The 13244-nt window shown below is 68.7% G+C and carries 12 protein-coding genes; 5 read left to right on the top strand and 7 right to left on the bottom strand.

Annotated features, from left to right (window positions below; translation table 11 throughout):
* Window positions 1–108: 108 nt before the first annotated feature.
* From pan2 to pepF, 4 genes are all read right to left on the bottom strand, one after another.
* On the bottom strand, window positions 109–1341 hold the full coding sequence (pan2, locus tag HTZ84_RS19800) for a proteasome-activating nucleotidase Pan2 (RefSeq protein WP_174682239.1): 1233 nt from the start codon (window positions 1339–1341) through the stop codon (window positions 109–111).
* 233 nt (window positions 1342–1574) lie between these two features.
* Window positions 1575–3338, bottom strand: a complete 1764-nt coding sequence (locus HTZ84_RS19795; protein ID WP_174682238.1) for a hypothetical protein — start codon at window positions 3336–3338, stop codon at window positions 1575–1577.
* Complete coding sequence (locus HTZ84_RS19790; RefSeq protein WP_174682237.1) at window positions 3331–4134, bottom strand: ABC transporter ATP-binding protein; 804 nt, start codon at window positions 4132–4134, stop codon at window positions 3331–3333. Before HTZ84_RS19790 ends, HTZ84_RS19795 begins: the two co-directional genes overlap by 8 nt.
* Window positions 4135–4326: 192 nt before the next feature.
* Window positions 4327–6189, bottom strand: coding sequence for an oligoendopeptidase F (gene pepF, locus HTZ84_RS19785; RefSeq protein ID WP_174682236.1), 1863 nt, complete (start codon window positions 6187–6189; stop codon window positions 4327–4329).
* 163 nt (window positions 6190–6352) lie between these two features.
* Here pepF and HTZ84_RS19780 point away from each other — a divergent pair, with 163 nt between their 5' ends.
* Window positions 6353–7468 (top strand): oxidoreductase, encoded by a 1116-nt coding sequence (locus tag HTZ84_RS19780; protein WP_174682235.1) that lies wholly within the window; start codon window positions 6353–6355, stop codon window positions 7466–7468.
* Between the two features lie 72 nt (window positions 7469–7540).
* The gene (locus HTZ84_RS19775) at window positions 7541–8920 is read left to right on the top strand and encodes a M28 family metallopeptidase (protein WP_174682234.1); all 1380 of its coding nucleotides are present in this window, start codon (window positions 7541–7543) and stop codon (window positions 8918–8920) included.
* A gap of 33 nt (window positions 8921–8953) precedes the next feature.
* On the opposite strand, the gene HTZ84_RS19770 is transcribed toward HTZ84_RS19775, so the two are convergent.
* The 3 genes from HTZ84_RS19770 to truA all read right to left on the bottom strand — a co-directional run bounded on the left by HTZ84_RS19770 (window position 8954) and on the right by truA (window position 10538).
* Window positions 8954–9268 (bottom strand): NifU family protein, encoded by a 315-nt coding sequence (locus HTZ84_RS19770; protein ID WP_126662268.1) that lies wholly within the window; start codon window positions 9266–9268, stop codon window positions 8954–8956.
* Window positions 9269–9353: 85 nt separating this feature from the next.
* On the bottom strand, window positions 9354–9596 hold the full coding sequence (locus HTZ84_RS19765) for a hypothetical protein (protein ID WP_012944489.1): 243 nt from the start codon (window positions 9594–9596) through the stop codon (window positions 9354–9356).
* Window positions 9597–9650: 54 nt separating this feature from the next.
* Entirely contained in the window at window positions 9651–10538 is an 888-nt protein-coding gene (gene truA / locus HTZ84_RS19760) for a tRNA pseudouridine(38-40) synthase TruA (RefSeq protein ID WP_174682233.1), read from the bottom strand.
* Window positions 10539–10662: 124 nt separating this feature from the next.
* On the opposite strand from truA, the gene HTZ84_RS19755 reads away from it, so the two are divergent.
* From HTZ84_RS19755 to HTZ84_RS19745, 3 genes are all read left to right on the top strand, one after another.
* A complete protein-coding gene (locus HTZ84_RS19755) occupies window positions 10663–11418 on the top strand; it encodes a potassium channel family protein (RefSeq protein ID WP_174682232.1) in 756 nt (251 codons plus the stop codon).
* 86 nt (window positions 11419–11504) lie between these two features.
* Window positions 11505–12464 carry a nucleoside hydrolase gene (locus HTZ84_RS19750; protein WP_174682231.1) on the top strand — a complete coding sequence of 320 codons (960 nt, stop codon included), beginning with the start codon at window positions 11505–11507 and terminating at the stop codon, window positions 12462–12464.
* A gap of 108 nt (window positions 12465–12572) precedes the next feature.
* Window positions 12573–13133, top strand: a complete 561-nt coding sequence (locus HTZ84_RS19745) for a hypothetical protein (RefSeq protein ID WP_174682230.1) — start codon at window positions 12573–12575, stop codon at window positions 13131–13133.
* Window positions 13134–13244 lie beyond the last annotated feature (111 nt).

The following is a 13244-nucleotide window of genomic DNA, read 5'->3' as shown; positions in this document are numbered from 1 at the left end:
CGACGACTGATTCGAAGTGAGCAACGCGAACGGAGAAGAAGGAGGAGTGCTTTTCATCGAAGTTTTGCCGAGGGCGCGGCTTCGCCGCGCCCGCAGAGCAAAAGTTCGTTACTGGTAGAAGTACCCGGGCGACGAAATCACGTCGCTCGAGTCGTCCTCCTCGATCTTCTCTAAGGCCTCGACGAAGTCCTGATGGGTGACCTCGTTGCGGTCGTTGCGGATGGCGAACATGCCGGCCTCGGTGGAGAGGCTCTCGATTTCGGCGCCGGAGTAGCCCTCGGTGTCGTCCGCGAGGGCGGCGAAGTCGACGTCGTCGGCGACGTTCATGCCGCGGGTGTGGATCTCGAGGATCTGCTCGCGACCGTCGCGGTCGGGTTCGGGCACCTCGATGAGGCGGTCGAACCGGCCGGGGCGCAAGATTGCGCGGTCGAGCATGTCGAAGCGGTTGGTGGCGGCGATGATGCGGATCTCGCCGCGGGCCTCGAAGCCGTCCATCTCGGAGAGGAGTTGCATCATCGTCCGCTGGACCTCGGCGTCCCCGGAGGTCTTGGACTCGGAGCGGCGGGTCGCGATGGCGTCGATCTCGTCGATGAAGATAATGGCGGGTTCGCGCTCGCGGGCCATCTCGAAGAGATCGCGGACGAGCCGCGAGCCTTCGCCGATGAACTTGCGAACGAGTTCGGAGCCGGCCATCTTGATGAAGGTGGCGTCGGTCTCGTTGGCGACCGCTTTGGCGAGCATCGTCTTGCCCGTCCCCGGCGGGCCGTACAGCAGGACGCCGCTGGGCGGTTCGATCCCGACCTCGTCGAACAGTTCGGGTTCGGCCAGCGGCTGCTCGACGGCCTCGCGGACCTCCCGGACCTGCTCGTCGATGCCGCCGATATCGGCGTAGGTGACTTCGGGCCGCTCGGTGATCTCCATCGACTGAGCCCGCGCGTCGGTCTCGGCGTTTAACACCGTCTGAATCGCGAAGGAGTCGTTGACGGCGACGCGGTCGCCGGGCTCGATCTGCTCGACGATCCGCGGCGAGACGTCGGTCAGCACCTCCTGGTTGTTGCCGTGCTGTTTGACGATGACCTCCTCGTTCTCGAGGACGTCCTCGACGGTGGCGATGTACAGCGAGGAGCTCTTGAGCGTCTCGTTTTCGCGCTCGATGCGGTCGACTCGTTCGCGGAGTTGCTCCCGGCGCTCGTCGGCGTCGTCCAGTTGTTCGGAAAGCTGGTCGTTGACGTCCACGAGGTCCTGGTAGTGATCGCGGAGCGCCTCAAGCCGCTCGTCGTCGGGGAGATCCGGATCGATATCGCGGTGAGGTCGGTCGGGGATAGACGGGCTTCGAGACATCCTGACGTACGCTCGTAAGTCCCCGACGATAAATGTGCCTTTGGGTCCCGGATGGTTTTCGAACCCCACGAACGATGGCTTAGCCCCGCGATATACGGGGACTCAGAGCGAACTGCAGGGCCGACGAGGACGACTCGAGCGGGCGTCTCGAGTCGACTCGAACCATCCGGTTCGAATTCGATCCGCTCGAGCGACCGAGCGACGCGGCAGCCGCTCGGAGTATCCGGCTCCCGTCAGGCCGTCGTGTACCGCTCGAAACGGCCGATCGCGCGGCGGTACGAGAGCACCGCGACGAGGAGGCCGCCGACGAGAACGAGACCGCTACCGCCGAATCGCAGGGCCGCGAGGTCCAGGGTTCCGATCCCGTCGCCGAGCGCGGCGAACCAGTCGGCGGGCGCCGCGACGACGTCGACGGTCGCGGCCGCGAGCAGTTCCAACAGGACCGCCGGAAGGCTTCCGAAGAGGCCGGCCAGCGCCGCGCGCGTCAGTTCCGGGGCGAGGACGAGTCCCGCGAGAACGGTTCCGGGGACGACCGTCAGCGCGGCGTGGAGAGTCACGGCGGTCATCCGCGGCGGGATCACGTCGCGGCTCCGCCCGACGGAGATGGCGCTGAACCGGGGAAACGCCATCCCGATCGCCGGCGCGATCGCGACCGCGACGCAGGTCAAGAAACCGCTTAGCGCGATCAGGCCGACGCGCTCGAGCAGCGCGTACGGCGAGACGAGCGTCGCGAGCCCGGTCGCGAGGGGGACGAGCGGGAGGCCGATCAGCAGGCCCGGCACCAGGAGGCCGCGGACGTACTGGCGGCCCGGAACGGCCGTCAGCGTTACCGGGAGCACCGCGCCCTCGTCGCCGAAGGGGTTCATCGCGAACAGGGAACCGACGGCCCACGGGAGCGCAACGGCACACAGCGGCGCGGCCACCGTCTCGATCGAGCCGGACTGAACGGCCACATTGCCGACTGCGCCGCCGATGGAGAACAGCGGGATCATGAGGAACGTCAGCCGGTTGGGATCGCGTCGCGTTCGAAGGAGCGCCCACTCTGCAACGCGTCGCGTCGGCGTCGACAGCAGGCGTGGAACCGGCAGCGGCGCCGCGGCGGCCGCGAGCGCGTCGCGACGAGCGGTCGGTTCCGCCACGCCGTCCTCGTTGCGGTCCGACTCGTCCGCGACGACGTCCACCGGGTCGATAAACCACAGCGTCACCGTCAGCCGATCGACGGCGAGTCCGCCGACGGACAGCACCGCCGCGCTACTACAGAGGGCGCCGACCCACCGCAGCGGTGCCGATATCAGTCCGGTGCCGGCCAGCGCGAGGTCGGCGAACCACCCGACCGGCAGCCACGCGAGCGACGACTGGTCGAAGGAGAACGGACCGATCCCCATGAAAAGGAGGTAACAACCCATTCCGAGCAGCGACGCGACCGTTCCGAGGACGGTCCGGTGGCGGGCGACGAACGGCGACGTCGCCACGAGCAGGGCCACCGCGTAGCCGGCGGCCGATCCCGTGACGACCACGGTCGCCGCGAAGAGCAACGCCGCCAGCGGCACGAGAACGAGAGCCGCCGGCGAGCCGAACAGCACGACGCAGATTCCGGTTACGAGTATCGCCGGCGGCCCGAGATAGGCGAGCAGCCGGAACGTCTCCGCGACGACCAGCCCGATCGCGGCCGTTCGGGCCGGAACGCTCGTCAGGACGAACGGTTCGGCCTCGATTCGCGTGCGCGCGGAGACGACGCGCTGACCGACGAGAAACGCCCCGAACAGCCAGAAGAGCGCGATCAGTCCTCGGACGTGATCGGGTGCCGGGAGCGCCTCGAGGTCCCCGAGTTGGTCGGCGAACGCGACCGCGACCAGGCCGCCGATCAGCGTCGGAACGAGCGCGCCGAAGCCGATCATGGCTGCCTGAAGCGGATTCCGGCGGAGCGCGCGCACCGATCGCCGAAACTCGAGGACGCCGATACGGAGGCTCGTCCAGGGCCAATTCGAGTCAGTCACGAATCGCCTCCGCATTTTCGGTATCGCCACGGTCTTTGTCACGGCCGGAGTCGGAGGAGTCGGAGGGGTCGACGTCGGTCAGTTCGAGGAAGACGTCCTCGAGCGTGCCCTCGTCGCCGGCTTCGGCCCGTCGGACGAGCGCATCGGGCGCGCCCTCGGCGACCAGTTGCCCGTCCGAGAGGATGCCGACCGCGTCGGCGACCGCCTCGACGACCGGGAGGATGTGCGTCGAGAGAAAGACGGTCGTGCCCCCGTCCGCGAGGCCGCGAATTCGCTCCCGGATCGTCTTGGCCGCTCGCGGGTCCAGCCCGGACGTCGGTTCGTCGAGGAAGACGACGTCGGGGTCGTGGAGCACGGCCTGCACGAAGGCGACCTTCTGACGCATCCCCGTCGAGTAGTCGTCGATGAGCGCGTCGGCGTCGGCCAGCAGGTCGAGGTCCGCGAGCAGCGACTCGATCCGCTCCCGGGCGGCCGCCGGTGAGAGGTCGCGCAGCCCGGCGACGTACTCGAGTTGCTCGAAGCCGGTCGCCTGTTCGTACAGCGGCGGCGTCTCCGGGAGGTAACCGACGCGCGGGCGGAGCGCGGTCCGGTCCGTGATCGGGACGCCGGCGACGGTGCCGCTCCCCTCGGTCGGCCGGGTGAGACTGGTCAACAGCCGCATCGTCGTCGTCTTCCCCGCGCCGTTCGGGCCGAGAAAGCCGTAGACGGATCCCTCGGGAATCGAGAGCTCGAGGTCGTCGACGGCGACCGTCGCTCCGTACCGTTTCGTCAGTCCCGTCGTCTCGATCGCTGCCATTCGTTACGTCGATATACTTATCAATACAAGTAGGTTTTGTGGTTTGGTTACAGCATTTTCATGTCGGTTTAGATAGTAAATTGTCGCGGTACCGAGCACAGCGGCGCGAAAGGTGCATCGCGAAAAGCGAGACGGACGGAAACGAGAGCGTGAGAGCGGGGACCAACCGCTCGAGTCGTCGGCCGACTCGATCTACTCCATCAGCGCTTCCATCTCCTCGAGTCGCCGCCCGTAGGTCTCGAGGGCGCGGTCGATCGGTCCCGAACTGCTCATGTCGACGCCGGCGATCCGCAGGAGTTCGAGCGGGTACTCCCGGGAGCCCCGCCGGAGGAACTCGAGGTAGTCGTCGGCGGCGTCGGCGTTCCGGTCGCCGCCGGCGCCGTCGGGGAGCACGTTGTCGACGATGGCCAGCGCCGCGGAGATGCCGGTCGCGTACTGGTAGACGTAGAACGCGCGGTAGAAGTGGGGGATGCGCATCCACTCGCGGGCGATGCGGTCGTCGACGACCGCGGGCTCGTAGTAGTCCTCTTTCAGCCCGCGGTAGAGTTCGTCCAGTCGGTCGGCCGTCAGCGGTTCGCCCTCCTCCTCCAGGCGGTGGGTCCCGTGTTCGAACTCCGCGAACAGCGTCTGGCGGTAGAGCGTCGAGCGCACGCGCTCCAGGAATTCGTTCAGGACGTGCTTCTTGAACTCGGGGTCGTCGACGGTCTCGAGGAGGTGGCTGGTCAGCAGGGCCTCGTTGACCGTGCTCGCGACCTCGGCGACGAAGATCTCGTAGCTCGAGTAGACGAAGGGCTGTTCCTTCTTGGTGAGTTCGGAGTGCATCGAGTGACCGAGTTCGTGGGCCAGCGTGTACATCGAGGAGATGTCGTCCTGATAGTTCATCAGGATGAACGGCTGGGTGTCGTAGGTGCCCCCCGAGTAGGCGCCCGCTTGCTTGCCCTCGTTCTCGTAGACGTCGACCCAGTTCGACTCCAGTCCCTCGGCGACGCGGGACTGGTACTCCTCGCCCAGCGGCGCCAGCGACTCGACGACGTACTCGGTGGCCTGATCGTACTCGACGTCGGGCCCCTCGTCGCCGGTCAGGGGCATGTAGACGTCCCACATCTGCAGGTCGTCGACGCCCAGCGCCCGCTCCTTCAGCTCGGCGTGGCGGTGGAGTTTGTCGATGTTGTCGTGGACCGTCTCGACGAGGGTGTCGTAGACGTCGACGGGCACGTTGGGGCCGTCGAGGGCGGCCTCGCGGGCGGTGTCGTAGTTGCGGGCTCGCGCGGTCTTGACGTCGGCCTTGACGCTGTTCTTGTAGGCCGACGCGACGGTGTTTCGCATGGCCGACCACTCGTCGTAGTACTCCTCGTGGACCGTTCGACGGAACTCGCGGTCGGGCCGTTTGAGCAGGTTGACGAAGTTGCTCTGGGTGATCTCGACGGCCTCGCCGTCTCGCGGCTCACCGCCGCTCGACTCGTCCGAGGCGCTTCGCGCCTCGCTATCGGGATATTCGACGGTCGGGAACGCCATGTCCGCGTTCGCGAGCATGTTGTAGACCTCGCCCGTGGCGCCGGTCACCTCGCTCAGGTCGGCGAGCAGTTCCTCGACCTCCGCCGAGCGGGTGTGGGGCTTCATCCGGAGGACGTCGTCGACGTAGTGGTCGTAGGTCTCGAGGGCGGGTACCTCGTCGACCATCGCGTCGAACTCCTCGCGGGTCAGCTCCTGGATTTCGGGATCGATGAACGACGCCGCGGACTGGGCGTCGGCCCCCAGCGACTGCGCCCGGGCGGTCAGCGCCTGGTACTGCTGGTTCGTCGTGTCCTCGTCGCGGCGCATGCGGGCGTAGGCGGCGACGGTCGACACCTCGCGCATGATCTCGTCGCGCAACTCGAGGACGTCCCGGAGCGTTTCGGCGTCGTCGGTGACCTGCCCCTCGTAGGCCGCGAGCTCGTCGACGCGCTCGGCGACCGCCTCGTAGGCGGCCTCCCAGTCGTCGTCGGTCGCGTAGATGCTCTCGAGGTCCCAGGTGTATTCCTCGTCGACCTCGGAGCGTTCGGGAACGGAACTCATAGGACGCGTTTCGGAACGTAGGTGGTAAAGCGTATCGGAGAGGGAAACCCGACCGCGGCAGCGCCGGTGAGACGCCGTCAGTCCGCACCGGTTTATGATCGCTATTTCGCGGCCGATACACGACGGCCCGCCGCTTTTAGGCGTCGCCGGTCAACCGTGCTCGATGAACACTTCCGACGACAGCCTGTTCGATTCGGTCGACCTCGGCGACGAAACGCTACCGAATCGGGTCGGTCTCGCACCGATGACCCGAACCAGTGCGACGGCGGACGGCCGCGCGACGACCGAGATGGCGCGCTACTACGCGAAGTTCGCCCGCGGCGGCTTCTCGTTTCTCATCACCGAGGGGACCTATCCCGACGAGGCGTACGGGCAGGGGTACGACGACCAACCGGGAATCGCGAACGACGACCACGTCGAGGCGTGGCGGCGGGTTACCGACGCCGTTCACGACGAGGGCGCGCCGATCTTCGCCCAGTTGATGCACGCCGGCGCGCTCTCGCAGGGGAACCGCTACGCCGACGAGCGGCTCGCACCGTCGGCGGTCCGACCGAAGGGAGAGCAACTCGAGATGTACGGCGGTCGCGGCGAGTTTCCGGAGCCCCGCGCCGCGACTGAGGAGGACATCGATGACGTGATCGAGAACTTCGCTACTGCGGCGGAGCGCGCGGTCGACGCGAACTTCGACGGCGTCGAAGTCCACGGCGCGAACGGCTACCTGCTCGATCAGTTCCTCACGACGTACACCAATGAACGTGACGACGAGTACGGCGGCGACGTCGAGAACCGAATCCGCCTGACGGCGGAGGTCCTCGAGGCGGTCCGGGCCGCGACGCCCGACGGGTTCGTCGTCGGCGTTCGGATCTCCCAGAGCAAGGTCAACGATCCCGACTACCGGTGGCCCGGCGGCGAGGACGATGCAGCAGTCATCTTCGAGAGACTCACCGACGCCGGCGCCGACTACCTCCACGTCACCGAGGAGGACGTGACGACGCCCGCCTTCGAGAGCGGGCCGACGCTCACGGAACTCGCCGACCGATACGGCGACGTCCCGGTGATCGCCAACGGCGCGCTCGAGGATCCCGACGCGGCGCGCGCGACCGTCGACGAGGGCGCCGACCTGATCACCCTCGCGAAGGGCGCACTCGCCAACCCCGATTGGCCCCAGCGCGTCGCGGAGGACCGTCCGCTCGAGGACTTCGACTTCCAGCGCATCCTCCAGCCGGACGCCACCATCGACGAGTCCGAGGTGCCCGAACCGGCGGACGCGGACGACTAGGCGCCCGCGGAAGACGGTCGCTCGATGGAGTGCAGCCCCGCGGCTTTTCTCGCTTACCGACGAAAGGCGGATATGAACGAGAGCGAGCCGACGCTCGAGCGCGCGCTCGGTCGCGCCTGGACCGACGACCGAGCCTGGACGCTGCTGACGCGGCTGACCGAACTGCCACACCGGATGGGCGGCTCGCCCGCCGAGCGCCGCGCGGCCGAGATCGTCCGCGAGACGCTCTCAGACGCGGGCCTCGGGGACGTGCAGGTACAGGAGTTCCCGATGCAGTACTGGGAACGGGGCTCGACCGAGTTCGCCGTGGTCGGCGGCGAACACGGGGGAGACGACGAACCGGACCGCCGCGAAATCCCCGATCGCTCCTTCGAGGCGATCGCGCTCCCGTACTCGCCGGCCGGTGACGTCGAGGGGCCGCTGGTCGACGTCGGCTACGGCACCCCCGAGGAGATCGCGGACGCCGAGTTGCAGGGGGCGATCGCCGTCGCCAGCACCACGACGCCGCGTGACCAGCGGTTCGTCCACCGGATGGAGAAGTTCGGCCACGCGGTCGCCGCGGGCGCGGAGGCCTTCGTCTTCGCCAACCACGTGTCCGGACAGCTGCCGCCGACGGGTGCGCTGACGTTCGACGCCGAGGCCGCCGCCCCCGGCGTCGGCGTCAGCGCCGAAACCCGCGACTGGTTGACCGACTACGCCGAACGGGGCGCTCGAGCCCGGATCCGCGTCGACGCGACGACGACGGACGGCTCGAGTCGGAACGTCCACGGCGTTTTCGGGCCGGAAACGGACGAGGAGGTGCTCGTCGTCGCCCACTACGACGCCCACGACGTCACCGAGGGCGCGCTCGACAACGGCTGCGGGATCGCGACCGTCGCCGGCGCGACGGCGATCCTGTCGGCCCTCGAGGAAGACCTCGACTGCCGGGTCCGGATCGCGGGCGTCGGCTGCGAGGAGATCGGCCTGCTGGGCGCCGAAGCGATGGCCGAGAAACTCGACCTCGAGTCGGTTCGCGCGGTGGTCAACGTCGACGGCGCGGGCCGGTTTCGCAACCTGCGCGCGCTCTCCCACGGCTCAGAGGACCTCGAGGAACTGGCCGAGGACGTGACGTCGACCGCGGGCCAGCCGGTCGTCCACGAGCCGGACCCTCACCCGTTCAGCGACCACTGGCCGTTCCTGCGGGCGGGCGTGCCGGCGCTGCAACTCCACAGCGAACCCCCCGAGGGCGGCGAGCGCGGCCGCGGCTGGACGCACACGACGGCCGATACGCGCGACAAAGTCGATCGGCGAAACCTGCGCGAACACGCCGTGTTGACCGCGCTACTGGTGCGAGAGCTCACCCGAACCGACGTGGCGCGGATCGAGGCGGGCGACCTTCGCGAGCGACTGCGAGAACAGGAGTACGAGCCGGGGATGCGCGCCGCCGATATCTGGCCCGATTCGTGGGACTGACCGAAACGGAGCCTCGAGGCGGAACCGCGAGGATCAGAACGGCACGTCGTCCGAGATATCTCGGGAGGTTCCCTCCGAGAGGCCGTCGAAGCCGGTCGTCACCGAGACGTAGTCGATCTCGTCGATCTCGCCGGGGAGGCGACGCTGGATCGCCTGGGTCGTCATCGGACTGACGCCGCAGCCGCTACAGGCGCCGGTCAGATTGATTTCGACGTGACCGTCCTCGAGGTCGACGGCGGTGATCGACGAGTCGCCGCCGTGGGCCTGAATCTGGGGGAAGTTGCGCTGGAGGAACAGCGAGACGGCTTCGCGAACCTCGTCTTCCGGGGATTGGGCGGACTCGCTCATACCGAGGTCGAGGATCCGAACGGATTTATCTCTGTTCACCGATCGGTTCGGTCGCGGGGGAGCGGGAGCCGAGTCGACCCGACCGTTACCCGCGCATCTCGGCGTCGACGGCGGTCCGGACGACGCGGGCGACGCCGAGCATCGCGACGAACGAGCCCGCGAGGATCAGCGCGGCCAGCAGGAAGACCGCGAGCCCGATCGCGCCGGCGGTCGGCCCCGACAGCAGCGGCGAGACGAGTTGCATGCCGAAGACGACGATACAGACGCCCGCCGCGACGCGGATCGAGCCCCGCCAGTAGGCGCCGTACTCCTCGGGAGACAGTTCCATACGACTGACTGTCGGTCCCGACCGTAAAAAGCGTCCGTCCGCCGGCCGGTCCGCTCACCGGACGCCGTCCGCGATCTGGCCCGCGACTCGAGCCCTCGTCCGGCGCTCGATCCGGCGCTCGCGGAAGATCTCGCGGGCGCTCGCGGCCGCCGTCTCGTCGATCTCGAAGGCGAGATCGGGATAGTCGACGGCGGTCAGGACCAGCGGCTCCGGCGGCGCCGGCGCGACTCCCTCGTGGCCGGGGAGGGGTTCGGGGTCGAACGCGCGGTCGATCTTCTCGAGGGGCGCGTCGCCGGTCCCGACCGCGCGGGCGAGCGAGACCAGCCGGCGGACGAGTTCGCGGGCGAAGCCGCCGGCGGTGACGGTTACGACGAGGAAGTCGCCGTCGCGGGTCGCCTCGAGGGTCGGCGAGCGCTCGGTGTTCCGGTCGTCCGGCGTGAGGTTGTGGAAGTCGTGGCTGCCGGAGAGAGCCTCGCAGGCGGCCCGAAAGCGGTCGTCGTCGACGGCATCTTGGCTGAGGGAGCCTCGACCGCCGGCGCGATCGCTCGCTGGTGCGGCTCGGTCGCGTCGACGCGAGTCCGCCGCCGGCGCGTGCAGGTGATACACGTACTCGCGGCGCTCGGCGCGGTGAGTCGCGTGAAACTCCGGGGACGGGTCGGCGGCGGCCCACGCGCGGATATCGGCGGGGAGTTCGCCGTTCACGGCCCGCGGCGTCAGCCAGTCGGGCGCCTCGAGGGCGACCGTCTGGGCGAGCGCGGAGACGCCGGCGTCGGTCCGCCCCGCGGCGGCGTAGCCGTCGGGTCTGTCGGCGTCCGCGGCGAGGACCCCGAGATCGCGCAGGGCGTCGAAGATCGCGTCCTCGACGGTCGGGACGTCGGGCTGGCGCTGGAAGCCGTGGTAGCCGGTGCCGTCGTAAGCGATCCGGAACGCGCGGGTCGGCATCGACTCGAGGGTGGTCGGCCAGCGTGTTAGGGCCGTCGACCCGCGCCGACCCGCGCGGTGCGGAGTCCTCCCGATAATTGACGCGGTCGTGACGTTCATGATCACCATTTCCGCTATTGCAGGTATGTCCGCCGACGAGGGCGGGGTGCTGTCGAAGCGGCCGCTGTTGCGACGAGCGCTGTTGCCGATGGTCGCGTTCGTCGGAGTGGTCGCGGTGACCATCGCCGGCTTCGTCGCGCTCGCCGGGGTCGATATCGTCGAAGCGGCCTACTGGCTGATCACGCCGGAGAACATCGGGATCCACTTCCGGGGCAACGAAGGGCCGGAGACGGTGACCAAGGGGTTTGCCGTGGTCTCCCGACTGGCCCAGATCGTTACCGGGCTCTGGATCGGCCAGACCGTCGCGTCGGCCCTGTTCGGGGGACAGCTCACGGAGGAACTCAAACGCGTGACCCAAGAGAAGAAGATAGCGACGTTCTCCGACCACGTGGTGATCTGTGGCTACGGCATGTTCGGAGAGACCGTCGCGTACCAGTTGAACGAAGCGGGAACGGACGTCGTCGTCATCGAGCAGGACGACGACAAAGTGAGTCAGGTCGAACGCGACGGCCACCTCGTCGTCGACGGCGACGCGCGCCAGGAGCCGACCCTCGAGCGCGCCGGGATCGAGGACGCGGCGACCGTCGTCGCGGCGATCGACGACTCGAACGTCAACCTCCAGATCAGCGTCCTCGCGAGCCAGCTCGCGCCCGACGCGACGCTCATCGTCCGCGTCGGCGAGCAGACGTACGCGTCGACGGCCCGCCGCGCGGGCGCCGACACCGTGGTCATCCCGGAGATCATGAGCGGGAGCGACATCGCCGGCGAACTGACGGACTGAGCGACGAGGCGCTCTCGCGGAGCGTGCGACTCGTCCGGCGACTGCCATCCGGCCGCTTATCCGCCGGAAGCCCCGACCGTTCCCGCATGAGCCGCCCCGTGCTGATCGATACGGATCCGGGTTGTGACGACGCCGTGGCGCTCCTGGCCACCCTCGAGCACGACGCCCTCGAGGTCGTCGAACTGACGACCGTCCACGGGAACGCGTCGGTCGACGACACGACGCGAAACGCCCGCGCGATCCTCGAGGCGGTCGACCGGACGGACGTCCCCGTCGCGCGGGGCGCCGACCGACCGCTGCTGGTCGACCTCGACACGTCCGAGGAGATCCACGGCGAGGGCGGGCTCCGCGGCGACCTTCCAGATCCGGGGCCGGCGACCGAGCCGGGCGACGTCCACGCCGCACGGCGCATCGTCGAGCAGGCCCGCGCCCACGACGGCGACCTCGCGCTCGCGGCGATCGGCCCGCTGACGAACGTCGCGCTCGCCCACGCGATGGAACCAGCCTTACCCGAGTTGCTCGACGACCTGCTCGTCATGGGCGGCGCGGCCTTTACGTCGGGAAACGTCACGCCGCTGGCGGAGGCGAACTTCCACTCCGACCCCCACGCCGCCCGCCGGGTCGTCCGGGACTGCGAGCCGACGATCGTCGGGCTGGACGTGACGGCGCGAGCCGCGGTCCCGCCCGAACGAATCGCAGGGCTCACTCGAGACGCGCCGCTGGGACGGGCGCTCTCCGAGTGGCTCACCTACTACGACGCCGACCGCCTCGAGCGCTACGGCATCGACGCCGCCGCGATCCACGACGCGCTCGTGCTCGCCGAACTGATCGACGACGGCGTGCTCGAGACCGCGAGCTACCCCATGGAGGTCGGAACGGACGGCGACCTCGCGCGGGGCGCGCTGGTCGTCGACGAGAACGGCGTGACCGGGGACGCGGCCACCGGCGAGGTGGCGGTCGAGGCCGACTACGAACGGTATCGAGAACTGATGAGCGCGTCGCTCGAGCGCGTTCTCGAGCGGGTCGGCGCGGAGCTAAGCGGATGATGTGCGACGAACAATCCGGTTCCAGGCGTTCGAATTACGAGTCGAATTCCGACCGTCTCGAGTGGAGTCACCGGAATGATTATGATATTAGTTAGACATTATTTCGGCGTGATTTGGCCCTCCTCGCGCCGTCGCTTTCTGTCGATGGCGACCGTCGCCGCAGTCGCCGGCTGCCTCGGCCGGTCGTCCAGCGAGAGCCCCGAATCGCCTGACGATGAAACCGAAGACGAGCCTCGAGACGACCGCGCCGACGATACCGACGAGGATTGCGAGATGGAGACGGGCGAGTGGATCGGGGAAGCGGCGCCGATCGAAACCGCGGTCGAACGCGAAACGGTAGACGACGTCGAGAAGGCGTGCGCGGGAGCGGCCGCCGAGGCCGCGTTCGACGAACTGAACGAGCGGACCGATCTCGATCTGACGGACCGGAGCTGGATCGAGCACGGCTGGACGAACGACGGCGCCTACGGCGCCCGCGTGACGGTGGTTTCCGAACGGGACCGCGACGGAACCGTGGTCCGCTGTCCCGACCCCGCGTTCGACGTCGCGGCGGCACGCGCCGCGCTCCCAGCCGAGGTGACCGTTACGCTCCACCTCGATGGTGCGGACGAACCGCACGAGTGCACCCACGAGATCGCGTTCGCCGCTCTGGAAGCCCACCGCGATTGAGATCCGCGTCCGATAACCTCGAGCGCACGCTCGATCGCCTCGCGGTCGGGAATCGCGTACTGGACGCCCTCGGTCTCGGTCTCGGTCGCGAGCGATCCCGCGACGGTCGCG

It is taken from the genome of Haloterrigena gelatinilytica (assembly GCF_013342145.1).
In the GTDB taxonomy this organism is placed as follows: domain Archaea; phylum Halobacteriota; class Halobacteria; order Halobacteriales; family Natrialbaceae; genus Haloterrigena; species Haloterrigena gelatinilytica.
The sequence above is the reverse complement of the archived record's forward strand: the minus strand, read 5'-3'. Positions and strand labels throughout refer to the sequence as shown.